This window comes from Flavobacterium sp. XGLA_31 (assembly GCF_051547105.1).
GTDB lineage: Bacteria > Bacteroidota > Bacteroidia > Flavobacteriales > Flavobacteriaceae > Flavobacterium.
Window position 1 is genome coordinate 91,582 of sequence record NZ_JBPTTM010000006.1, and the last position, 25,007, is coordinate 116,588.

Annotated in this window: 22 protein-coding genes; 14 read left to right on the forward strand and 8 right to left on the reverse strand. The window is 39.5% G+C overall.

Features of this window, described 5'->3' with window-relative positions; all coding sequences use genetic code 11:
* Positions 1 to 47: 47 nt before the first annotated feature.
* The 7 genes from ACSVH6_RS11230 (at position 48) to ACSVH6_RS11260 (ending at position 4,493) form a co-directional block, all read left to right on the forward strand.
* Complete coding sequence (locus ACSVH6_RS11230; protein WP_438078525.1) at positions 48 to 812, forward strand: class I SAM-dependent methyltransferase; 765 nt, start codon at positions 48 to 50, stop codon at positions 810 to 812.
* Positions 812 to 1,480 carry a ZIP family metal transporter gene (locus tag ACSVH6_RS11235; protein ID WP_438078527.1) on the forward strand — a complete coding sequence of 223 codons (669 nt, stop codon included), beginning with the start codon at positions 812 to 814 and terminating at the stop codon, positions 1,478 to 1,480. The genes ACSVH6_RS11230 and ACSVH6_RS11235 overlap by 1 nt, the downstream gene beginning before the upstream one ends.
* Positions 1,481 to 1,532: 52 nt before the next feature.
* Complete coding sequence (gene murQ / locus ACSVH6_RS11240) at positions 1,533 to 2,348, forward strand: N-acetylmuramic acid 6-phosphate etherase (protein WP_438078529.1); 816 nt, start codon at positions 1,533 to 1,535, stop codon at positions 2,346 to 2,348.
* 29 nt (positions 2,349 to 2,377) lie between these two features.
* A complete protein-coding gene (locus tag ACSVH6_RS11245) occupies positions 2,378 to 2,605 on the forward strand; it encodes a DUF6095 family protein (protein ID WP_438078531.1) in 228 nt (75 codons plus the stop codon).
* On the forward strand, positions 2,595 to 3,170 hold the full coding sequence (locus tag ACSVH6_RS11250; protein WP_438078533.1) for a DUF1572 family protein: 576 nt from the start codon (positions 2,595 to 2,597) through the stop codon (positions 3,168 to 3,170). Before ACSVH6_RS11245 ends, ACSVH6_RS11250 begins: the two co-directional genes overlap by 11 nt.
* Positions 3,171 to 3,231: 61 nt before the next feature.
* Positions 3,232 to 3,603, forward strand: a complete 372-nt coding sequence (locus tag ACSVH6_RS11255) for a DNA topoisomerase IV (RefSeq protein ID WP_438078535.1) — start codon at positions 3,232 to 3,234, stop codon at positions 3,601 to 3,603.
* 32 nt (positions 3,604 to 3,635) lie between these two features.
* Entirely contained in the window at positions 3,636 to 4,493 is an 858-nt protein-coding gene (locus ACSVH6_RS11260; protein WP_438078537.1) for a TerC family protein, read from the forward strand.
* 134 nt (positions 4,494 to 4,627) lie between these two features.
* Here the strand turns inward: ACSVH6_RS11260 and ACSVH6_RS11265 are convergent, their stop codons facing one another.
* The 6 genes from ACSVH6_RS11265 to ACSVH6_RS11290 form a co-directional block, all read right to left on the reverse strand.
* A complete protein-coding gene (locus tag ACSVH6_RS11265) occupies positions 4,628 to 7,351 on the reverse strand; it encodes a DNA gyrase/topoisomerase IV subunit A (protein ID WP_438078539.1) in 2,724 nt (907 codons plus the stop codon).
* A 46-nt stretch (positions 7,352 to 7,397) separates the two neighbouring features.
* A complete protein-coding gene (locus tag ACSVH6_RS11270) occupies positions 7,398 to 9,251 on the reverse strand; it encodes a DNA topoisomerase IV subunit B (RefSeq protein WP_438078541.1) in 1,854 nt (617 codons plus the stop codon).
* A 123-nt stretch (positions 9,252 to 9,374) separates the two neighbouring features.
* Entirely contained in the window at positions 9,375 to 9,776 is a 402-nt protein-coding gene (locus ACSVH6_RS11275; protein ID WP_438078543.1) for a response regulator, read from the reverse strand.
* A gap of 11 nt (positions 9,777 to 9,787) precedes the next feature.
* Complete coding sequence (locus ACSVH6_RS11280) at positions 9,788 to 13,372, reverse strand: PAS domain S-box protein (RefSeq protein WP_438078545.1); 3,585 nt, start codon at positions 13,370 to 13,372, stop codon at positions 9,788 to 9,790.
* 221 nt (positions 13,373 to 13,593) lie between these two features.
* Positions 13,594 to 14,688, reverse strand: a complete 1,095-nt coding sequence (ychF, locus tag ACSVH6_RS11285) for a redox-regulated ATPase YchF (RefSeq protein ID WP_438078546.1) — start codon at positions 14,686 to 14,688, stop codon at positions 13,594 to 13,596.
* Positions 14,689 to 14,785: 97 nt separating this feature from the next.
* Complete coding sequence (locus tag ACSVH6_RS11290; RefSeq protein WP_438078548.1) at positions 14,786 to 15,952, reverse strand: hypothetical protein; 1,167 nt, start codon at positions 15,950 to 15,952, stop codon at positions 14,786 to 14,788.
* 145 nt (positions 15,953 to 16,097) lie between these two features.
* On the opposite strand from ACSVH6_RS11290, the gene ACSVH6_RS11295 reads away from it, so the two are divergent.
* Positions 16,098 to 18,533: a TonB-dependent receptor plug domain-containing protein gene (locus ACSVH6_RS11295; protein WP_438078549.1), complete on the forward strand. Its 2,436-nt coding sequence runs from the start codon at positions 16,098 to 16,100 to the stop codon at positions 18,531 to 18,533.
* Positions 18,534 to 18,583: 50 nt separating this feature from the next.
* Here the strand turns inward: ACSVH6_RS11295 and ACSVH6_RS11300 are convergent, their stop codons facing one another.
* On the reverse strand, positions 18,584 to 18,934 hold the full coding sequence (locus tag ACSVH6_RS11300) for a 4Fe-4S dicluster domain-containing protein (protein WP_438078551.1): 351 nt from the start codon (positions 18,932 to 18,934) through the stop codon (positions 18,584 to 18,586).
* 62 nt (positions 18,935 to 18,996) lie between these two features.
* On the opposite strand from ACSVH6_RS11300, the gene ACSVH6_RS11305 reads away from it, so the two are divergent.
* From ACSVH6_RS11305 to ACSVH6_RS11325, 5 genes are all read left to right on the forward strand, one after another.
* Positions 18,997 to 20,055: an acyl-CoA reductase gene (locus tag ACSVH6_RS11305; RefSeq protein ID WP_438078552.1), complete on the forward strand. Its 1,059-nt coding sequence runs from the start codon at positions 18,997 to 18,999 to the stop codon at positions 20,053 to 20,055.
* A gap of 132 nt (positions 20,056 to 20,187) precedes the next feature.
* Positions 20,188 to 21,282, forward strand: a complete 1,095-nt coding sequence (gene serC / locus ACSVH6_RS11310; protein WP_438078554.1) for a 3-phosphoserine/phosphohydroxythreonine transaminase — start codon at positions 20,188 to 20,190, stop codon at positions 21,280 to 21,282.
* A 349-nt stretch (positions 21,283 to 21,631) separates the two neighbouring features.
* Positions 21,632 to 22,582: a D-2-hydroxyacid dehydrogenase gene (locus ACSVH6_RS11315; protein ID WP_438078556.1), complete on the forward strand. Its 951-nt coding sequence runs from the start codon at positions 21,632 to 21,634 to the stop codon at positions 22,580 to 22,582.
* A gap of 108 nt (positions 22,583 to 22,690) precedes the next feature.
* Positions 22,691 to 23,125, forward strand: coding sequence for a DUF6146 family protein (locus ACSVH6_RS11320; protein WP_438078558.1), 435 nt, complete (start codon positions 22,691 to 22,693; stop codon positions 23,123 to 23,125).
* A 31-nt stretch (positions 23,126 to 23,156) separates the two neighbouring features.
* Positions 23,157 to 23,477: a DUF6787 family protein gene (locus ACSVH6_RS11325; RefSeq protein ID WP_438078559.1), complete on the forward strand. Its 321-nt coding sequence runs from the start codon at positions 23,157 to 23,159 to the stop codon at positions 23,475 to 23,477.
* A gap of 45 nt (positions 23,478 to 23,522) precedes the next feature.
* On the opposite strand, the gene folE is transcribed toward ACSVH6_RS11325, so the two are convergent.
* Positions 23,523 to 24,194, reverse strand: coding sequence for a GTP cyclohydrolase I FolE (gene folE / locus ACSVH6_RS11330; protein ID WP_438078561.1), 672 nt, complete (start codon positions 24,192 to 24,194; stop codon positions 23,523 to 23,525).
* Between the two features lie 149 nt (positions 24,195 to 24,343).
* Here folE and ACSVH6_RS11335 point away from each other — a divergent pair, with 149 nt between their 5' ends.
* Positions 24,344 to 25,003, forward strand: coding sequence for an ABC transporter ATP-binding protein (locus ACSVH6_RS11335; RefSeq protein ID WP_438078563.1), 660 nt, complete (start codon positions 24,344 to 24,346; stop codon positions 25,001 to 25,003).
* Positions 25,004 to 25,007: the final 4 nt, after the last annotated feature.

The window sequence follows — 25,007 nt, forward strand, 5'->3', positions numbered from 1 at the left end:
AAAAATACACTAAATTTGCACGTTCAGAATCCCTTTGAAAAGAATAAATGTCAGATTCCTTAAATCCTAAATCCCAAGCTCCAAATTCCAAATCGGAAAATTGGTTTGTCTCTTGGTTTGATACTCCCTATTATCACATCCTGTACAAAGACCGAAACTATCGTGAAGCACAGGTTTTCATGGACAACCTGACTCATTATCTCAATTTACCGGAGAAAGCCAAGGTTCTTGATTTAGCCTGCGGCAAAGGCCGTCATTCTATCTATTTAAACCAGTTGGGTTATGATGTGTTGGGAGCCGATTTGTCTGAAAACAGTATAGCCGAGGCCAGTAAAAATACCAATGATACTTTGCATTTTGTGGTGCATGACAAGCGGGAACCTTTTGAACAAAAGTTTGATGCTATTTTCAATCTGTTCACCAGTTTTGGTTATTTTGACCAGGAAGAAGACGATATCAAAACATTGTTAGCTATTAAAGAAAGCTTATCGGAATACGGTTTTGCTGTGATTGATTTTATGAATTCCCAGCAAGTAATTGAACATTTAATCCCGGAAGAAACCAAGGAAGTGGACGGAATTATTTTCCACATCAAACGTTTTGTACTGGATGGTTTTATTATTAAGGAAATTGACTTTGAAGATCAGGGACAGGCATTTCACTTTACCGAAAAAGTAAGAGCTTATACTTTAGAAGATTTCCAACGCATGATGAACGAAACGGGGATTTACTTATTGGATACCTTCGGCGATTATAAATTAAAAAAATTCCATAAAAACACCAGCGAAAGATTAATAATGATTTTCAAGTAATGAACTACTTATTACCTTTATTATCGGTACTTATTGGCTACGCTATTGCCTTGCTAATCAAACCCAAAGGCAAACAGAATTTAAAACTGCTGCTGGCATTCAGCGGTTCATTTTTATTGTCTTTAACCGTGTTGCATTTGTTGCCCGAAGTGTATGAAAGCAGTCCCAAAAGCATCGGTCTTTTTATTATGGGTGGAATTTTGTTTCAAATTGTTTTGGAGTTTTTTTCCAAAGGAGCGGAACATGGTCATGTCCATGGTCATGATAAACTGACACACATGCCCTGGCTATTGTTCATCAGTTTGTGCATTCACGCTTTGCTAGAAGGATTTCCTGTAGGACATCACCACGATTTAGCTTTCGGTATAGCCATCCATCACTTGCCCATCGCTATCATCCTGACCACCTTTTTCCTTACTGCAGAGTTGAACAAAACCGCTTTGTTTTTCTTTATGCTCACCTTTGCCGTAATGACCCCTCTTGGGACTTTTTTTTCTGACAGTTTGCCTTTATTAAACAAGTATTACAGTTGGATTACCGCATTTGTTATCGGAATCCTGTTCCATATTTCTTCAACAATTATTTTTGAAAGCAGCGAAGGCCATAAATTCAACATTGCCAAAATTTCAATGATTGTTTTGGGAATTTTATTGGCGTGTTTTATTTAAATTTACAACAGAAACGAACCATCAACAGATGGGTCTCTTCAATAACAATACTATGAACTTCACCAAAACCACCGAACAATCCTCGCATTATGATGGTTTAGAGCACATGTCGGTTTCCGACCTGTTAGCCAACATCAATACTGAAGACAAAACCGTTCCTTTGGCAGTGGAAAAAGCCTTGCCTCAAATTGAAGCCTTAGTTACTCAAGTAGTTGATAAAATGAAATTGGGTGGGCGCCTTTTCTATATAGGAGCCGGTACTTCGGGAAGACTGGGCATTGTAGATGCCTCCGAGTGTCCGCCGACTTTTGGCGTTCCTTTTGATTTAGTAAACGGCATCATAGCCGGAGGTGACAAAGCCATTCGGCGCGCAGTTGAAAATGCCGAAGACGACCGTCTGCAGGCTTGGATTGATTTGCAGGAACACGGCATTACCGAAAAGGATGTGGTAATTGGCATTGCTGCCTCGGGCACTACACCTTATGTGATAGGAGGGTTAGAAAAATGCAATGCCAAAAACATAGTCACCGGATGCATCACCTGTAACGAAGGAAGTCCGTTAGCTTTGACGGCAAAATTTCCGGTTGTGGTGGTGGTAGGTCCTGAGTTTGTAACCGGTAGTTCTCGTATGAAAGCCGGAACCGCACAAAAACTGGTGCTGAATATGATTTCAACAACCACAATGATACAACTCGGCAAAGTAAAAGGCAATAAAATGGTTGACATGCAACTGAGCAACGACAAATTGGTCGACCGTGGCGTGCGCATGATTATGGAAGAAATTCCCGTGAGTTACGAAAAGGCTGCCGAATTGCTCAAAGAACACGGCAGTGTCAGAAATGCAGTGGATAATTACAACCGAGTGTAGACTGTTTAATCAACTTATAATTCAAAAGAATGTCCAGCAACAAAACACTTTTAGACAAAGGAATCAAGTACATGCTGTATGCTTTACCGCTAATGTTTATTGGACCGGCTGTCATTTACAATGCGTTTCAAAACAAAGAAAACGCATGGCATTATTTGGTTTTAGCCGTGGGGATTGCTCTTTGCCTTTTGGCGGTGTATTTTATGTTCAAAGGAATCAAAACATTAACCGACGTATTGTTTCATCATGATCAATAATTCCTATTTAGAAAGCGTCAAAAAGCAGTTTCTCTATTATAAAATGTTGGGAGAAAAAGCGATGATGCAACTCGAACCGGAGCAATGGTTTGTTTCGGTGAATGAGGATACCAATTCCATTGCTGTTATTGTACAACACCTAGCCGGCAATATGCTGTCGCGCTGGACTGACTTCCTGACTACTGACGGGGAAAAATCCTGGCGCAACCGAGATGGTGAGTTTGAACAAACCCTCAAAACCAAAGAAGATGTATTGGCGCTTTGGAACCAAGGCTGGGACTGTTTCTTCAACGCTCTCAATCCGTTGACCGAGGAAGAGTTGAAAACCATCATTTATATTCGCAACGAGGGACATACGGTACAGGAAGCCATAAATCGTCAATTGGCACATTATCCATACCACATCGGGCAAATTGTTTTTTATGCCAAAATGCTCAAACAAGGCGAATGGGATTCGCTATCCATCCCGAAAAACAAATCCAACAGTTACAATGCGGATAAATTTGCCAAAGAAAAAAGCATCCGGAATTTTACAGATGACGAACTCGATAAACTAAATAAATAGCACCGATAGCAGCAAGCTACCGTGTAGCGCGGATAGCGGGATAAAAGCTTCAACAAATAAAATGAAAAAACTAACCTTACTCTTGTTCGCTTTGATTATTGTTTCGTGCAACACCCACGAGCGCAATTGTAGTGACTTTAAAACCGGGAAATTTGAATTCACGCAGGAGATTGACGGCAAAAAACAATCTTCGATTACAATCCGTACCGACAGCATGCAGATTGAAACCTATAACGGTAAAACGGATACAGCCAGTGTGCGCTGGGTAAACGATTGTGAATTTGTATTGCGCAAGCTACATCCAAAAACCATGAATGAGCGCAAAGCAATCAGCATTACCATATTGTCAACCAATGAGAAAGGTTATACTTTTGAATACTCATTTGTGGGCGATGCCAAAAAACAACGCGGCACTGTAACAAAATTGGATTAACTACGTTTAACTGCAAAACCAAACTTATTATAATGGACATTTTATTTACGCCCAACGCCCTGATGGCACTGCTTACTTTAACTTTTTTAGAAATTATACTCGGTATTGACAACATCGTGTTTCTTTCCATAGTTTCGGGAAAACTCAAAGCTCAAGACCAACCCAAAGCGCGTCGTATTGGGCTATTGTTAGCCATGGTTTTCCGAATCATATTGTTATTTGGGATTACCTGGGTACTGAGCTTACAGGACACCTTATTACACATTGATTGGGGGTTCTTTGAAGCTAGCGTTACCGGACAAAGTATTATTATTTTTGGCGGAGGCCTGTTTTTATTGTACAAATCAGTTTCCGAAATACATCATAAATTGGAAGGTGAAGAAGAAGGACAAAAAGGAAAAGCCAGTGGAAGTTTGGCACAAGCCATTCTTCAAATTGCCCTGCTCAATATTGTATTCTCATTTGATAGCATCCTGACAGCAGTGGGAATGGTAAGCATGAAATCACCTGCTGAAGGGGGATTTGGTGAAGAAGGTGCTTTGATTATCATGATTCTTTCCGTAGTCATTTCAATCATCATCATGATGATTTTTGCCGGACCGGTTTCAAAGTTTGTCAACGAGCATCCTACCATACAAATTCTGGGATTGTCATTCCTGATTCTTATCGGAGTGATGCTATTGGCCGAAGGGTCGCATTTGGCGCATTTCCGTTTTGGCAATGATGTAGAGGTGAACAGCATTCCGAAAGGCTATTTGTATTTCTCTATCTTCTTCTCGCTCTTTGTAGAGTTCCTTAACCTGAGAATGAAGAAACGCAGCAAAGCAGTCAAACTGCACAATAGTGAAATTATGGATAAGGAATTAAAAGATACCGATTTTACAAATTGATAACAAATAAAAAAACTCCCAAATGTTGGGAGTTTTTTTATCTCATATAGTTTTAAATTTTATCCGCTAAAATGTATCTCAAAAAAGATGCGGAGCTTTTTGAAGCGCTACCACCATTGAGTTCACAGCAGTTATCATTCTAAACTCAGGGTTATTTGTCCGTCGTCTCCGGTTTCGGTTTGAATGTCTTCGGCAATGTTGTCCTCACTGTTTACTTCGGTCTCTTCCGGCTGTTCATCTTGTGGCTCTTCAAAAGGCAACGGCTCCAGTAAATTGACTTGTTTTAACTTGTCTGTAGTCAATTGGTTCCCCAGCGCTTTAATCCCTTTTACCGCAATGAATTGTTCTAAATCAATCGTCTGATTATCCTTTTGTACACCTTTAACTTTGGCAAAAACTACCTCCGCCACCGGGCGCCAATCAGTGGAAACAATTTCCAGTTGTGATTTTTCGTGTTCGGTAATGAAAGTTTCCTCTTTGTTTTCGTTTTCCACCAAAAACCGTTTGACAAAATAACGTTCTTTCTCACCGTCATAGTAAATGGCCGATATTGGTTTGTTCGGATTCCATTTTTCCAAAACAATCATTCCTTCTTCAAAATGGGTGGTCAATTCCGGTATAATGGTTTTCAGTTTGCCGTTTTGATTGATAATCAACAAACGGTCATTCGGTCTGAATTCGCCCAGCAACTCCCCTCTTCCGTCAACATTCAATCGTTGCACGGTATCATCAAACCACACTTTGCGCGGACGTAACGTGGAGATTCCTTTTTCTTTAAGTTCAATTTTCTTAATCGGATATTTGGTTACGGTATTGCCTCGTGAAGCTCTTCCCTTGATGGCAATATCAGAGAAATCCACATCCCATTTCAGTTTCTTCACACTACCAATCTGACGCAGCAAAATCGTAACGGTTTCTGCTTCCCCATTAGGATTAGCAGAAAAATACAAGATTTGTGAGCCTGGTTTTTCCTGGGTCAAATCATAAAACTTATCGCGGGTTATTCCGGACACGTTGAACCGTTTGATAAACGTAGAACCGTTTTTACCGTCACGATACATCATATTGTAAATGGTACGCTTATCATTCTTGTCAAAAACCGCGATGTGAATTATGTCTTTGCCTACGAATTTCTTATCATCCACTTTGGCCACCATCATTTTTCCATCCCTCAGGAAGACAATTACATCATCAATATCAGAACAATCTGCTACGTATTCGTCTTTCTTTAAACCGGTACCAAAGAATCCTTCCTCTCTATTTACGTAGAGTTTGGTATTTCTCAAAACTACTTTGGTGGCTTCAATAGTGTCAAAACTTCTGAGCTCCGTTTGCCGTTCGCGACCTTTACCGTATTTGTCTTTTAGTTTTTGGAAAAAATCAATCGCAAAATCAATGATATGATCCAAATGATGTTTGACCTGTTCCATTTCAGCTTCCAGTCGGGCAATAGCCTCATCCGCTTTATCCGAATCGAAACGCGTAATACGTATCATCGGAATCTGCGTCAGTTTTTGCAAATCGTCATCGTTAATTTCACGTACAAACGACTTCAGGAAAGGCTTGAAGCGATCATACATATACACATAAAGCGATTCCTTATCGGAATACAATTTAAAATCGATATACATTTCTTCCCGAATGAAAATCTTTTCAAGCGTGGCAAAATGCCATTTGTTTTCCAGTTCGTCCAACTGTATTTCCAACTCGCGTTTGAGCAAATCCACTGTGCGGTGTGTAGATATTTTCAACATATCCGTTACTCCGATAAACCGGGGCTTATGATTTTCAATGACACAACCCAAAGGGGCTACCGAAGTTTCGCAGGCCGTAAACGCATACAGCGCATCAATGGTTTTATCCGGAGAAACACCCGGTGGAAGGTGAATTAAAATCTCAACCTCAGCGGCGGTGTTGTCTTCTATTTTTTTGACTTTGATTTTTCCTTTTTCATTAGCCTTTAAAATACTGTCAATCAAAGTTGATGTATTGGTTGAAAACGGAATTTGGGTAATGACTAAGGTTTGTTTGTCCAACTGACCAATCTTGGCACGCACTCGTACTCTTCCGCCACGCATCCCGTCATTATACCCCGAAACATCGGCTATACCCGCCGTTGGAAAGTCAGGAAAAAGGGTAAATGGTTTGTTTTTTAATACTTTAATCGAACAGTCTATCAGCTCGTTAAAGTTGTGTGGCAGTATCTTAGTGGAAAGTCCCACGGCTATCCCTTCCGCTCCTTGGGCTAACAGTAACGGGAACTTCACCGGAAGATTTATAGGCTCGGCTCTTCTACCGTCGTAAGAAACACCCCATTCCGTAATCTTAGGCGAATACAACACATCATGACCAAACTTAGAAATACGTGCCTCAATGTAACGCGGAGCTGCTGCACTGTCGCCGGTGAGGATATTCCCCCAGTTTCCCTGCATGTCGATGATCAAGTCCTTCTGACCTATCTGAACCATAGCGTCCCCTATACTGGCATCTCCGTGTGGGTGATACTGCATAGTGTGCCCAACGATGTTGGCTACTTTGTTATAACGTCCGTCATCAAGTTCTTTCATCGAATGCATGATACGACGTTGCACTGGTTTGAATCCGTCTTCAATGGCCGGTACCGCACGTTCCAGGATTACATAAGAAGCATAATCCAGGAACCAATCCTTGTACATCCCGGTTACTTTGGTAATGGTATCATCCGGATTTTCGTCGTTTTCGTAGAAATGGCTTCCGGTTGAAGGACGAATTATGTCTTCAAAACCTTCTTCTGCTGCTTCCTCATTCGAAGATTCGTTCAAGTCGTCGTTGTTTTCGTCTTCGTTTGGAATGATATCGTCTTCTTCTTCGTCTTTCATGTATGCTGTCCCAAAGGTTCGGGATTTGTTTATATCTTTAAGTTAATTATTTTTCCACTACGTCTAATTCAACCTTCAAGTTATTGATAATGAAATCCTGTCGGTCAGGGGTATTTTTACCCATGTAGAATTCCAATAAGGTCTCAATAGAAGTAGCTTTGTCTAACATCACCGGGTCAAGGCGAATATCTTCTCCTATAAAGTGTTTGAACTCATCGGGGGAGATTTCTCCGAGTCCTTTAAATCGGGTGATTTCGGGTTTGGGTTTTAGCTTTTCGATAGCATTGACACGTTCTTCTTCACTGTAACAATAGATGGTTTCCTTTTTGTTTCGCACACGGAATAAAGGCGTTTGCAAAATATACAAATGGCCGTCTTTAATTAATTCCGGGAAAAACTGCAAAAAGAAGGTAATCAACAGCAAGCGAATGTGCATCCCGTCCACATCGGCATCGGTAGCAATTACAATGTTATTATAGCGTAAATCCCCCATATCCTCTTCAATATCCAATGCCGCTTGCAGCAAATTGAATTCTTCGTTTTCATACACGATTTTCTTAGTCATGCCATACGAATTCAACGGTTTTCCACGCAAACTGAATACCGCTTGTGTATTCACGTCACGTGATTTAGTGATGGAACCCGAAGCCGAATCTCCCTCGGTGATAAACAAAGTACTTTCTAAACTTCTCGGGTTTTTAGCATCCGTTAAATGCACGCGGCAATCGCGCAGTTTTTTATTGTGTAAACTCGCTTTCTTAGCGCGGTCTTTGGCCAACTTACGAATACCTGATAATTCTTTACGCTCACGTTCGGCTTGAAGGATTTTACGCAATAACAAATCAGCAACTTCCGGATTTTTGTGCAAAAAATTATCAAGCTTGGTTTTGATAAAGTCGTTTACAAACGTACGTACCGACGGACCTTTCGGACCGATTTCGGTAGACCCCAGTTTAGTTTTGGTCTGTGATTCGAATACCGGTTCCTCTACTTTTACTGAAATAGCGGAAACGATAGATTTACGAATATCAGAAGCTTCAAATGGCTTATTATAAAACTCCTTGATGGTTTTCACAATAGCTTCGCGAAAAGCGCCTAAGTGGGTTCCTCCCTGTGTGGTATTTTGACCATTCACAAACGAGTGGTATTCTTCTGAATATTGCGATTTACTGTGGGTCATTGCAATTTCAATATCATCCCCCAAGAGGTGAATGATTGGATATTGCATGTCTTCTTCGGTGATGGTTTCTTCCAGTAAATCCTTTAAACCGTTATCCGAATAATACTTTTCACCATTGTAATAAATGGTCAATCCGGTATTGAGATAACAATAATTTTTGAGCATGCGAACCACATACTCGTTACGGTATTTGTAATTTTTAAAAATAGTTTCATCGGCCACAAAGGCTACTTTGGTTCCTTTGCGTTTGGTCGATTCCTGAACGTCTTCTTCCAATGTTAAGTTTCCGGCAGAGAATTCGGCAGCTTTCTGCTGATTGTCACGAACCGATTCTACCCGAAAATAATTAGATAACGCATTAACGGCCTTGGTACCGACCCCGTTTAACCCGACAGATTTTTTAAAGGCTTTGGAATCGTATTTTCCTCCGGTGTTCATTTTAGACACTACGTCAACCACTTTCCCCAAGGGAATACCTCGCCCATAATCGCGTACGGTAACCATTTTATCTTTGATGGTAACTTCAATAACTTTACCGGCACCCATCACAAATTCATCGATACAGTTGTCAATGACCTCTTTGAGCAGGATATAAATACCATCATCAGGAGAAGACCCATCACCCAGCTTTCCGATATACATACCGGGACGCATACGGATGTGTTCTTTCCAGTCGAGTGAACGAATATTGTCTTCGGTATATTGATTTTGTTCTGCCATTTTAAAACTAACGATTTTGTGCTAATATAATAGAAATCGAAGGGAAATAAAAGGACAAAAATCAGAAGTTATCAATAATGATATTGACAACAAAACACTGGGTAAATTAGCTGTAAATGGTGCTTACACTTTTTTTCTTTGAACCAAATCCTCTACCATTTCTATTCGTAAGGGTTTGGTAAAAAAGTCAATAACAACGTCAAAATCCATCGCTCTGGCAATATCATTCCTATTGTTGGAAGAACTTAACATGACCACTACGCATTTTTTCTCCTGAGGTTTAGGAAATTTACCAATTTCTTCTAAGAATCCGAAGCCGTCCATGATAGGCATGGCAATGTCCAAAAAAATCAAATCCGGGAAAGCGTCTGAATCATCTTTAACAGCTTCCAAATATTCCAAAGCCTCAACGGCTGATCCTTTGACTGTGATTTTTTCGGCTATTTTAGTTTTTTGAATAACATGATTGCTGATGAAATTATCAATTTCATTGTCATCGATGAGTAAAACATGATTCGTTTTCATAAAAATGCAGGTTAACTATTGAGTTGATTTGGGATTTCAATATAAAATTTCGAGCCTTTCCCCACTTCCGACTCTACTCTGATTGTCCCCCCAAGTTTGTGCATCGTTTCTTTAACTATATACAATCCAATTCCTGAACCGGTAGAGAGTGTGGTGGAGCGATAAAACATATCAAATATTTTCTCTTGGTCACTTTCGGGAATCCCTACTCCGTTGTCCTCAATAATGATAGTGGCCTTGGTTTTATCTGCGGCAAAAGTAACATTTATAAAAGATTTTTCCTTAGTAGTATCCGAATATTTATAGGCGTTGGATATAATGTTATTTAGAACCACAGCCAGTCTTTGATAATCAGACACAAATGGCTGTTTTGAATTTACCGAAATGGTAAAGTCAATTTTCTTTTCATCCGTGAATTTGAGGTTTGCTTTGACCTCTTTTACTAAATCTTCAAAATCAATTTCTTCATATACCGATTCTAAGCGTGCATTTCTTGAATAATTAAGAATGTCTTCAATAAAATTATCCAGTTTGGAAGCACTTTTATTAAGCATATTCAATCGCTCAATGAGTCCGGAATTTTCCGCTGATGGTGCTTTTTCTTCAATATCGGTTTTGGTTATATTGATGAGTCCCAACATAGACTTAAGCGGTGCTCTTAAATCGTGCGAAGTACTGTAAACAAAACGATCTAACTCTGCATTGGTCTTTTTCAGTTCTTCATTGTAATGAATAAGATCATCTTCAAATTTTTTGCGCTCTGAAATATCACGCATGATTTTGGAAGCTCCGATAATAGTTCCGTTGACATCGATTATTGGAGATATGGTAAGGGATACATAAATTAATTCTCCGTTTTTTTTCATTCTTCGGGTTTCATAGTGCTCCACAGCTACCCCTCTCCGCATAGCATCAATGATGCTTTTCTCTTCTTCTCTGTAGTCAAGAGGAATTAAAACAGTTATGTGCTTTCCTATAATTTCATCAGAAGTATACCCTAAAACCTTTTCGGCTCCTTTGTTCCAGGAGGTAATAATACCCTCAAGGGACTTACTAATGATGGCATCATCCGAAGAATTAACGATAGAAGCCATCAAAGCCTGCTGTTCTTCATATCGTTTTCGATTAGTAATATCCCTGTAGTTGATAATGATGCCTTTGATATTTTCATTATTCAAAAGATTTAAAACTGTCCCTTCTACCCAAATCACGTGTCCTGATTTATGAATCACCCGGAACTGATTGTTAATAGGCTTCTCAGGAGAATGTAAGACCTGATTAAAAAAGGCTTTTGCACTAGATAAATCGTCGGGATAAATAAACCCGAATACTGATTTCGATTGAGATTCTTCAAATCTGTAACCGGCAATCAGTTCTGCAGATTTACTTTGGTATTCAATTTCAAAATCCTCATTAACCAAGACAATAGCATCACTGATATTCTCGGTTAACGCCCGGTATTTTTCTTCACTTTGCAGCAATTTGATTTCAGCCTGTTTGCGCTCTGTCATATCAGTAGCAAAAATCATCACGTGGGTGACTTCCCCGTTAGTCAGAATTGGAACAAAGCGGGAGCGGACCCAGTTACCATTACTTAGTGTGTTCTCAATTTCCTGATTTTCACCTGTGGCAAAACATTTTTGCAATGCTTCTTCTGCTATGGTTTTACTTTCTTCGGGCAATACGGATATACAATCCAATCCGATTAAATCTTCCTTAGCCATAGAAACCCCTCTGTTGACTGCTTCAATTTTGTAAAAACGATTGACATACAAAATGATATCGGGCGAATTTTCAAATTGCTTCTGAAATAATTCTGTTGCTTTTTTACGCTCAGTGATTACTTCAGTTAACATAATAACACCTCCTATTTCACCTGTGGCTTTATACCACGGTCGGATTTCCCATTTCAACCATTCCAAACTCCCGTCCGCTCTGAGGAAAGAATCTTCTTCACACTTATCAACTATTCCCTGTAAACAACGCTGATGAATGGCTTTCCATTCGGCTCCGATTTCGGGGAAAACTTCATAGTGGGACTTCCCTATAATCTCCTGATTTACCAGATTGTAATCGGTAATCCAACGGCGACTGGTGGCTATATATCGCATATCGGTATCCAGCATGGCCAAAGAGGCCGGGCTGTGTTCAATAAATAAATCAAGTTGGGCTTCCCGCTCCATAAGTTTGGCTTCAGCAATAGTCTGATCTGTCACATCACGGGCCAAAGACAAAATGGCATTTCGATTGTTGTATTTTATTTTATGAGAAGTAATCTCCATAATCATTTCTTCACCGGTTTTCTTGTAATGACGCCAATTTCTTTTAGCAATAGGTTCATCATTCTCCATCATGTAACGGGCAAATTCTTTTATTTTATGATGTTCTTCCTCAGGTCGATAATCCAACACAGTCATCGAAGTCCATTCTTCTTGGGTATACCCGTATTTTTCCAGTACCGCTTCATTTACCTCCAAAATGGCTAAGGTTTCCAAATCCCAAATAATGATGTAGGCGGGATTATTGTTAAACAGGTAACGGTATTTTTCTTCCGACTCTTTAATAGTCGATTCTATTTTCTTGCGTTGGGTAATATCTCTGATGATAGCAAAAAAACCTTTGCCTTCCATCAAACGGTTGCTGATTTCGGTTTCAATATAAGTACCGTCTTTCTTTCTAATCTTTCGGTATAATGTTGCGAACTTATGCTTCTTTATATAATTAATATCCCTTGCTTGTACTTTGACATCTTCGGGGGCCACCAAAGCTGAAATTTTCATCAATAGCATTTCCTGTCTGGTGTAGCCTAACAATTGAGTAGCATACTCGTTTAAGTCAATGATTTCAGTTTCTTCGTTTAGGATAAGTATGGCTTCGCCGGCATATTCTATGAGATTGCGGTAATTTTTTTCCGTAAGAAAAAGTTTTGCATTGTTTAGATTGAAACTATTGATGATGATTCCATTTTTTTTAATCAGATAATAAGAAAAAGGAATAGCAAAAAGGAGCGCTATTAACAGTATTCCTAAAAATTTTTGGGTATAATTTGTATATATTTTAGCATTCTCCTTATTCATTTTTTTAGCCTCGTCAACCTGAATAGCCAATAAAACGGCTATTTTTTCGGAAACCGGATTTAAGGCAGGAAACAATTCCTTGTCTACTATTTTTTCTAAAGCTACCTCTTCTTCATGGGCTAATGCCAATTTTAATTTTTCAATTGCAACATTGGATTGATTGATAGATGCAAGAGAAAGAGCTACTTTGCTTTTTTCTTTGGGAGTAAGGTTGGTTTTCAGATAAGCTTTCCAATTCGCATTTATACTGTCTTGCGCTTTACTAATTTTGGATAAAGCATCGCTATAAGTTAGTTGCTTTTTATTGGCTTCTTGTGCAATAGCAAGTATATTGGTGCTATAGTACCGAACATCCCCTAATTGATCCATCGGAAACATTCTATCCTTGACGAGTTTTTCGGAGGTTTTGTTCAGTAATCTGATTTCTACTATACCATAGACTCCAATACCAATAATCAACGAAGACATTATAAATACCAACATTGATAATTCTATGGATGCTTTTATCTTATTTACCATGCGTATATAGTTAGAATCAAAACAAAAAATATTCGAGCCTGCAATGCTATATATTCTACCGCATAACCGAAGTATTTCTACAAATATAGAGAATCTATTTTGTTTTTATTAACAAGATTATTATCAAAAATAACGAAATCTACAACTTAAGAAATTCAACATCTCATAAAAAAAACCGCTAAATTTCTTTAGCGGTTTTTTCATTCTTTAACTATATCCTATTAGACATTGAAGCGGAAATGCATCACATCTCCATCCTTAACAATGTATTCTTTCCCTTCTACACGAAGCTTTCCGGCTTCTTTTACTTTGGCTTCCGAACCGTATTGTGCAAAATCTTCATATGCAATAACTTCGGCACGAATGAATCCTTTTTCAAAATCAGTATGAATAACTCCTGCCGCTTTTGGCGCAGTATCACCAATCTGAATGGTCCAGGCACGCACTTCTTTCACTCCGGCAGTAAAATACGTTTGTAACTTTAATAGTTTATAAGCCGCACGAATCAAGACCGAAGAGCCCGGTTCTTTCAATCCCAAATCTTCCAAAAACATTTGACGCTCCTCATAGGTTTCCAATTCCGTAATATCGGCTTCCGTACCCACGGCCAATACAATGACTTCTGCATTCTCATCTTTTACCAACTCCCGCACCTGCTCCACATAGGCATTTCCCGTTGCAGCAGAACCTTCGTCTACATTACAAACATAAAGCACCGGCTTGGTCGTAATCAGCTGAAAATCTTCCATCAGCACTTCTTCATCATTGTTTTGAGGAACAACCGTGCGAGCTGATTTGGCCTGCAACAAGGCTTCGCGAATTCGATCTAAAAGCGCCTTTTCCGTTTGAGCCTCTTTGTTCCCTGTTTTGGCTGCTCGGTTTACTTTCTCCAATCGTTTCTCAACGGTTTCCAAGTCTTTTAACTGCAACTCAATATCAATCGTCTCTTTATCGCGAATGGGGTTCACATTTCCGTCAACGTGAACAATATTATCATTATCAAAACAACGCAACACGTGTATAATCGCATTACACTCTCTGATGTTGGCCAAAAACTGATTTCCTAACCCCTCACCTTTGCTGGCCCCTTTTACCAAACCGGCAATATCTACGATATCCACCGTAGCCATTTGTACACGCTCCGGTTTGACCAATTCTTCCAATTTGTTAATTCTGGGATCAGGAACGTTTACCACTCCGATATTCGGTTCAATAGTACAAAACGGAAAGTTTGCACTCTGTGCTTTGGCGTTAGACAAACAATTAAACAACGTTGATTTCCCAACGTTAGGCAATCCTACTATTCCTGCTTTCATGTGAATTTTTATTATAAAAAGTGCGCAAATATAACGTATTAAAACCAAGTAACAATAGCTTCAAAATAGGGATTTAATACAAAGAGCATCAAAGCGATTAATTGACTTTATCTTCCATTTTTAAAATAATAGCCTGCTCTTCCTCTGTAGCGGTAAGCCCGGAAACATTCCAGTAATCGGTCAGTATGACATTTTTTTTATTGTACAGGGTTTTGTCTTTAAAAACTTCACTGTCTTTGTAGGTAAAATTGTGATTGCTGAAATTCGTGGTAACAAAGTAATTGCGCACTTCAATATCGGTCTTTTTATCTTTGTCAATGCGCTCAAAACCAATTTCTTCTTTAGAACTGACTAAATAATAATTGGAATTATCTACCCGATATATGGTTTTGAATAAAGATTTGTAAATGTTTTTGGAACCCACGGCAGTTTTGTCTTTCACCCCCGACAAAGCGGTAGGTGAAACCGACGAACTGACTTCAATAATAATTTTTTTCTTTCGATCGTATATGATTTTAAAATCATCTAATAATCCTTTGGCATTGTCCAACGGAGTAATCAACATTAGGTTGTAATCCGCATTCGCAGAATACCCTTTGATGATAAAATCGTATTCCTTTTTGGCTTTGCTTTCCAAAACGGGATTCAGATACTTGAAATTGTAATAATTCTCCATAATATCATTGAGATTATACCCCAAAACATCAGACGTTATATCTTCATTAACAACACCGTAAGAACGATTTTGCTCTACCAAAATATTGCTCTTAAAGTTTTTATCGTTACCGAAAAGTTGAAAATTCATCAACCCGTCATTGTAATAGGAATAGTCTCCGTTCTTTTTAAAAAATTCCCTGGAGTAAACTTTTAAACGGGCCGGAACGGTTAATCTTTTAGTTGAATTCTCTACTAGGTCTTTGAGTATTTTTTGCGGATGCTGCTTGGTTACTATAATTTCATCCAAATCAGTAACAGAACTCTTTAAATAAATGACATTAACACGCTCCTTCAAAGTGGTAGATCGTATGGTAACAGCAACATACGAGGAATGGGTAATTTGAAGATTCGAAACCCCATTCAAGACAAAAGTCACGGCTCCCTCCTCGTTACTCAACAACGTTTGTTTGGTCTTGGAAACAAATACAGTAGCATCGGCAACCGGTAAATTAGTCTCCGCATCTATGAGTTTAATGGCTTTTTCACTGTTTTGTGACAAAACCGTGAAAGTGAAAAACAGCAACAGTATAACAAGGCTTTGTTTCATAGAAATTGGGTTCGAGCAAATTTAAAAAAAATCAACAAACATTCAATATGTTCGTTAAATTGTTGAAAGGATTTTATTTTTCAGGTTAAATCAATAAGAAATAAATATTAAATTGCAGTTAATTACTAACTAAACCAAGCATTTTATGAAAAAAATTACACTATTGCTATTGGTCTCTCCATTTTCTGTTCTCTTGGCGCAAAATGAAACAAAAATTGATTCAACCAAAGCACAGGAATTAAAAGAAGTCCAAATTGTTGGTTCCAGAAACACGAAACGAACTGTGGTCAAGTCAGCTGTTCCAATTGACATTATTGATGTAAAAAGTGTCACGACGCAAAGTGGCAAAATAGAAATCAACGAATTGTTGCAATACGTAGCGCCTTCATTTAATGCCAACAAACAATCAGGCTCTGATGGTGCTGACCACGTCGACCCGGCCACATTAAGAGGTATGGGACCCGACCAGACTCTAGTTTTAATCAACGGAAAAAGAAGACACCAATCCTCTTTGGTGAATTTGTTCGGAACGCGAGGCCGCGGGAACACTGGTACCGATTTAAACGCCATTCCGGCAGCAGCCATCAAACGAATAGAAATCCTGCGCGATGGTGCAGCTGCGCAATACGGTTCAGACGCCATAGCCGGAGTAATTAATATTGTTTTAAATGACAATGTCGACGAGGTAAACGGTGCTGTTACTTACGGATTTTACAACACCCATGCAGAAGGGGACTTTCTTCCGGGAACTCCCAACACCCCAGGCTATCAGCTCGATGAAAGCGGGAATGGAAATTCCTATGGAAAGAAAAGAGATTTTGACGGACAGTCAGTCAAAGCAGCTGTAAATTATGGAATCAAAGTGGGTAAAAATGGCGGTTTTGCCAATTTTACCGGTGAGTTTTTGAATAAAGAAAAAACCTTACGCCCCGGATTTGACTTCCGAAAAGGATTTGGAGAAGCAGGAATCACCAGCTTTAATTTTATGGGAAACTTTTCGGTTCCGCTGACAGACCATATCGATTTATATGCTTTTGGAGGCCGAAATGATCGAAACACCGACGCCTACGCTTTTACCCGTAATGACGGAGAACGCGTAGTAGAAGACATATACCCCGGAGGATACACGCCAAGAATCACTTCCAAAATCGTAGACAATTCTTTGGCTTTCGGATTTAAAGCGCATACCAACAACGGTTGGAAAATTGACCTCAGTAATGCCTACGGTAAAAACAAATTCGACTATACCATCAAAGGAACGCTCAATGCGAGTTTGGAAGCTGCGTCTCCTACCTCATTTGACGCCGGTGGGTTCAGCTTAGACCAAAACACAACCAATCTCGATTTCACAAGAAATTTTAAAGTCTTGGACGGATTAAACTTTGCCTTTGGAGGAGAGTTTCGCATCGAAAAATATCAAATTTTTGCCGGTGAAGAAGGCTCTTACGCTACCTATGACACCAATGGAATTCCAATCACAAATCCAGCTACACAATCAGCACCGATTGACCCTGTATCAGGCAACCCAAGACCCGGAGGTTCCCAAGGGTTCCCGGGCTTCAGCCCGAAAAATGAAGTGAACAAAACCCGCAACAGTCAATCGGCTTATGTGGATACGGAATTGGATGTTTCCAAAGACTTCAACATGAGTGCGGCCTTGCGCTATGAAAACTACAGCGATTTTGGAAGCACCTGGAACTTCAAATTGGCTTACCGCGTTAAAATTACCGATAAAATCAATTTCAGAAGTTCGCTAAGCACCGGATTCAGAGCACCATCATTGGCACAAAAATATTTCAACACCAGCTTTACCAACTTCAATTCACAAGGGGCTAGCGAAGTTTTATTGGCTCAAAACGACAGCGATGTGACCAAAGGTTTTGGCATCGAAAAATTAAAAGAAGAGAAATCTTTTAACGGTTCAGCCGGATTTACGGCCAACTTCGGAAGTTTCACAGCCACCATTGACGGCTACATTGTTTCGGTAAAAGACCGCATTGTGCTTACCGGCTATTTTGATGCTTCATCATTAAACCTGGGCGTGGACCAGGCACAATTTTTCGTAAACGGAGTAAACACCAACACCGAGGGAGTTGACTTGGTATTGGCTTGGAAGAAAACCATAGGAACGTCTAAATTCGGAGCCACCTTAGTGGGAAATATGAACAAAATGGAAGTAACCAAAGTAAAAAACAACGGTTTAGACCAAGAAACATTCTTCGGAGCTCGTGAAATAGCGTTTTTGAAAGCCTCCGCACCCAAAAGCAAATTCGGTCTGAATTTAAACTTTTCAAAAAAATGGTTTGATTCCGGAGTGGCTTTTACCCGTTTCAGCAAAGTGGTTTTGGTAGATTATGCCGGAATGGATAACGTATACGACCCAAAAATTGTAACCGATTTGACCTTGGGATTCAAAATAATCAAACAATTAAAACTCAGCGTGGGAAGCAATAACCTATTCAATGTTTACCCTACAAAACAAGACGAATCAGGCAATACCGAAGCCGGAGGGTATTGGGATGCCGTGCAGATGGGCTACAGCGGCGCGTATTATTACACCCGCTTGAATTTTACATTTTAAATAAAAAGATAATCCCAAAAAAAATCCTGAGTACTTACTCAGGATTTTTTTTATTCATTATGTAAAAACGATTGACGGTTGAGCAACGTTTCTTCGCTCTCCACATGATTGTCATCCGGAATACAACAGTCTACCGGGCAAACCGCAGCACACTGTGGCTCCTCGTGAAATCCTTTACATTCAGTACATTTACTCGGAACTATATAATAAATATCATCCGAAATCGGAGTTTGAGCGGCGTCAGCGTCCACTTCGGTACCGTCTGGCAAAATTACTTTACCGTGTAACTTGGTACCATCTTTATAGCGCCAGTCATCAGCACCTTCATAAATAGCCGTGTTTGGGCATTCCGGTTCGCACGCACCGCAGTTGATACATTCGTCTGTTATTATGATTGCCATAGCTTATTTTTAATTAATTTTGCGCAAAATTACAATCAAAACCATTCATAAACAAGTTACTCATGTTACAAATCGATAAAAAAAAATGTTTTGTGGAATTAGGCCGCTTTTTAAGCCAATTTGCATTGGATAACAATGTAAAAAACGAAACGGTACTCCTCAACGATTTGTATTTTGATGACTTTGTAGATTTGATTCACTTATCACAATCCCACAACGGCTGGTTCACACCAGAGCAAGTGTATTTTGCGGTGCAGTCTTGGGCAGAGGCTTTGCAGGAAGACAATTTAAATCAATGGCTTTCCCAATATGATTTATCAACCGTAAAACCCAAAACAGTCGGGCTAATCCTGGCCGGAAACATTCCTCTGGTAGGCTTTCACGATTTTCTTTCGGTACTCATTACCGGCCACAAGGTTGTAGTCAAAACATCATCTAACGACCAACACCTAATCAAATTTCTGGCAAATTATCTAATCTCCGTAAATCCCGAATTGAAAAAATCCATCACCTTTACGGAAGGAAAACTGGAAAACTTCGATGCGGTTATAGCCACCGGAAGCAACAATACAGCCCGTTATTTTGAATTCTATTTCAAAGACAAACCCAGCATCATCCGCAAAAACAGAAACTCCGTAGCCGTTTTAACCGGCGATGAAACCCATGACGATTTGGTCAACCTCGGTGAAGACATCTTCCGTTATTTTGGTTTGGGTTGCCGCAACGTGTCCAAACTTTTTGTGCCCAAAGGATACGATTTTCAACCGTTCTTCCAAGCCATTTACGCCTACAAAGACGTTATCTTCTACGAAAAATATTCCAACAATTACGATTACAATAAAGCCGTCTTCCTGATGAGCAACTTCAAGTTACTCGATAACGAATTCTTAACGTTGAAAGAAGACAGCAGCTACGCCTCGCCTATTTCATCCGTGTTTTATGAATACTATGACAACATTGACGAACTCAAAAAACAGTTAGAAAATGAGGCCGACCAAATCCAATGCATCGTTTCCAAAGGGGCTGTCGCCAACAGCATTCCGTTCGGACAAACACAAAAACCGCAACTTTGGGATTATGCCGACAATGTGGATACGCTGCAGTTTCTCATCCAAATCTGACGATTTAATTGGTGCTGATTGTTATAAACTATAACGTTTTCGTTGATAACATCCCCCAATAATGGCAAAATTCAAATCGCTTTTTAGAGGAGTGTTTCCGAAATTTGCATCACTATTTTTCAAACACTTACCATGAAAAAACACAACTACAGCGCCGGACCCTGCATCTTGCCCCAGGAAGTATTCGAAAAAGCGGCTCAGGCCGTTTTAAATTTCAATAATTCGGATTTATCCATTTTAGAAATATCCCACCGCAGCAAAGATTTTGTGGCCGTAATGGACGAAGTAAGAGCCTTGGTTTTAGAGCTTCTAAATTTGGAGGGCAAAGGATATCAGGTGTTGTTTTTACAGGGTGGTGCCAGCTTACAATTTTTAATGGTACCCTACAACTTGATGAAAGTTGACGGCAAAGCTGCCTATTTAGACACCGGAACCTGGGCCAACAACGCGATCAAAGAAGCCAAGTTGTTTGGCGAAACAGTCATAGTGGCTTCTTCTAAAGACGAAAACTACAATCACATCCCAACGGATTATATGATTCCAACGGATGCTGATTATTTTCACTGCACCAGCAACAACACCATTTTCGGAACCCAAATGAAATCATTCCCGAAAACAACAGTTCCTATCGTCTGTGACATGAGCTCGGATATCTTTTCAAGAAGTTTGGATTTTTCGCAATTTGATCTAATCTATGCCGGAGCTCAGAAAAATATGGGAGCCGCCGGAGCCACATTGGTAGTCGTAAAAGAAGATATTTTAGGCAAATCAGGCAGAGCCATTCCCAGCATTTTGGATTACCAAAAACACATCAAAGCGGAAAGCATGTACAACACGCCGGCAGTTTTCGCGGTATATACCTGCTTGTTAACCCTACAATGGTTGAAAAAACAAGGCGGCATTGCAGCTATCGAAAAAGTAAACGAAGCTAAAGCGGCTTTGCTTTACAACGAAATCGACCGCAATACCATGTTCAAAGGAACCGCGGCCGTAGCTGACCGAAGCAACATGAACGCAACCTTCCTGTTGGAAAATCCGGAGTTTCAGGAATCGTTTGACAAAATGTGGAAAGAAGCAGGAATTTCAGGCATCACAGGACACCGTTCCGTGGGCGGATACCGTGCGTCTATGTACAATGCCTTACCACTGGAAAGTGTACAGGCATTAGTAGAAGTAATGAAGGAATTTGAGACGTTATACAGTGCCCAATCCCAATTGGCGGAATAACAAGGCTTCCGAATAGCGTGTGGCACCAAGACGGCGGAGTGTTGAAGCGTGACGACTGAGTGTTAGACCATGACGGCCCAGTGTTAAAGCATGACGGTCGAGTGTTGAAGCATGACGGCCCAGTGTTGAACCATGACGGTCGAGTGTTAGACCATGACGGCCCAGTGTTGAACCATGACGGTCGAGTGTTAGACCATGACGGCCCAGTGTTGAACCATGACGGTCGAGTGTTAGACCATGACGGTCGAATGTTAAAGCATATGGAAAAAAGGAGTACCCTACTGAACAGCAAATAGCAACAACACTAAAAAGAAAATAATTTAAAAATTAAAATGCAGAATTTAAAATAATGAAAGTATTAGCCAACGACGGAATTTCAAAAAGCGGAATCGAAGCCTTACACAAAGCCGGTTTTGAAGTAATCACCACCAAAGTCGCTCAGGAGCAAGTAGCCAATTATATCAACACCCATGAGGTTTCCGTAATTTTAGTCCGAAGCGCTACCAAAGTGCGTAAAGATATTATCGACGCCTGTCCGGGATTGAAAATCATTGGTCGCGGTGGTGTAGGTATGGACAACATTGACGTAGAATATGCACGCAGCAAAGGATTGCATGTCATCAATACTCCGGCCTCTTCCTCAGAAAGTGTAGCCGAATTGGTATTTGCGCATCTGTTTACCGGTGTGCGTTTTTTACAGGACGCCAACAGAAATATGCCTTTAGAAGGTGATACCAATTTTGACGGTCTGAAAAAAGCCTATGCTAATGGTATTGAACTGCGCGGAAAAACCTTAGGAATCATTGGTTTTGGTCGAATCGGACAAGCTGTGGCCAAGATGGCACTCGGTTTAGGAATGAAAGTAATTGCCGCCGATAAGTTTGTAGACAAAGCCGAAGTAAAAGTAGATTTCTACAACGGGCAATTCATCAATGTCGAATTTGAAACCGAACCCTTGGAAGAGGTAATCAAACATTCCGATTTTATTACCCTTCACGTGCCGGCTCAGGAAGGCTATGTGATTGGTAAAAATGAATTTGAACTGATGAAAGACGGTGTCGGGATAGTAAATTGCGCCCGCGGCGGTGTGATTGATGAAGTCGCATTGGTAGAAGCCCTCGACAATGATAAAGTGATGTTTGCCGGCTTAGATGTTTTTGAAAATGAACCCACTCCCGAAATTCAAATTTTAATGCATCCCAAAATTTCACTGACGCCTCACATTGGCGCTGCCACTTTAGAGGCACAAGACCGCATTGGAACGGAACTCGCAGATCAAATTAGTAGTTTATTAAAATAAATTACACATTCACTGATACAGAGAACCACGCTTATGCGTGGTTTTTTATTTGTTAAAATAACGACAACAACAGCTCATTTTTAGTAATTTTATATCAAATAATGAGCTATGAAAAAGTTGCTTTTTACTCTGGTTATCGTCTTAGCTTTAGCTTCTTGCCATTTTGACAAAAACATCGTCCCGAAAGATAAAAAAATCGTGGCGGCAAAAACTTCTGACACTGTTCGTATTGCCAATGATTCCTTGGAATACGAAGTAATTATTATCGACCCCGGATTCAACTCCTGGTTGGCAGGCCAAGCACGCCCCAGAGGTTATTACTCTGAATCCTACTTAGAAAACAGAAATCAGATTTATGCAGCCGAGTGGAATAATCGGGTGATGCAGCCTCAGCGGTATAATCCCAACTTATATGAAATGCAGATAAATTACGACCCTAATATTCATTACGGGTATGAAGTAAACTATTTGATTTACAATTATTTTATTTATTTCCAAATAGCCAACAAACAACAACTGGCAGGATTTGTGCCAAGACCATAAAAATGATTAGATTTGTGGAACTTTACTCTTGATGGCAAATTTTAAACAGCGCTGGAATATCAAATCAAATTGGCAAATGGTTGTCATTATTGTGGTATTTGCTGTTACCGGTTCTTCAGCAGCTTATCTTTCTAAACCCATCTTAGCATTATTCGGCATTGTAAAAGGAAGTGTTTCCGCTTGGATTTATTACCCTTTGTATATTCTACTCATTTTCCCGGTTTATCAGGTTTTATTGGTTAGTTATGGTTTTTTGTTTGGTCAGTTCACCTTCTTCTGGGCCTTTGAAAAGAAACTTTTGAAGAGTTGCAGACTGGGTTTTTTATTCTCCAAAAAAGAAAATCCCGAATAAATCCGGGATCTCCAAACCAAAAATTATATAAACGGAACTAAACCTCTATTTTTCTTGCTGAATTAAGTTAAAGAAATCATTGCGGTTTTCTTTTTCGTTAAAAATCCCGCCATACTGAATGGTGGAAGTAAAACTACTCTCATCTTTTATACCGCGACTGGACACGCAAAGATGTTTGGCTTCCATGACAACGATAACACTATCAGTTTCTAATACCGTTTTCAATTCGTTGAAAATTTGCATAATCAATCGCTCTTGCACTTGCGGCCTTCTTGAATAATAATCGACGATTCGGTTTAGTTTGGATAAACCAATCACTTTTCCGCTGGAAACATAGCCAATATGCGCTTTCCCTATGATGGGTAAAAAATGATGTTCACAAGTAGAATTAAAACTAATATTGGCTTCCACCAGCATTTTATCATAGTGATACGAATTTTCAAAAACCGAAACTTTAGGTTTATTGGCAGGGTTAAGTCCGGAGAAAATTTCCTGAATAAACATTTTAGCTACTCTGTGTGGCGTTCCTTTTAAACTATCATCAGTCATGTCTAATCCCATTTCTTCCATTATAGCGTAAAAATGGTTTTCTATATTAAACATCTTTTCTTCATCTGATTTTATAAAAGCATCGGGTCTAAGTGGCGTTTCCGCAGAAGTCATTTGATGATTGTCGCCTATCAGTTCAAATAATTCTTTTTCAATGGTAGTGTTCATAAGAATTAATTTTTTTGTTTAACAAATTTACACTTTTATTAAACAAATAAATTAATTTAACACCAATTTATAAACTATTCAACTATAAATAATTCCTATTCCGTATAACAAAACAAAATACTTTGTTACTTTGTGAAAAATTGAATTGAATGATAATTGCCAAAAATATTCACAAATATTACGATACTTTACACGTTTTAAAAGGCGTTGATTTACACATAAAAAAAGGAGAAATTGTTTCTATAGTAGGTGCTTCAGGCGCAGGAAAAACTACTTTGTTACAAATTCTGGGCACTTTGGACAATGCTGCAAAATCAAAAGAAACCATACTGAAAATCAATGATGAAGATATATTGAGTTTGAGTGACAAAGCCTTGTCAAAATTCAGAAACCTGCATTTGGGGTTTATTTTTCAATTTCATCAATTACTACCTGAATTCACCGCTTTGGAAAACGTTTGTATACCGGCTTACATAGCGGGAAAGGAAAAGGCAGAAACTGAAAAAGAGGCCAAACGTTTGTTGGATTACTTAGGCTTGGCCGAAAGATGTCATCACAAACCAAACGAACTATCAGGAGGAGAACAGCAACGTGTTGCGGTAGCGCGTGCTTTAATTAACAAACCTGCCGTGATTTTTGCAGATGAACCTTCCGGTAATTTAGACACAGCTTCGGCTGAAAATTTACACCAATTGTTTTTTAAACTCCGGGAAGAATTTGGTCAAACTTTTGTCATAGTAACCCATAATGAGGAATTGGCTAATATGGCCGATCGAAAGCTGGTTATGAAAGACGGGCAAATTATATGATATC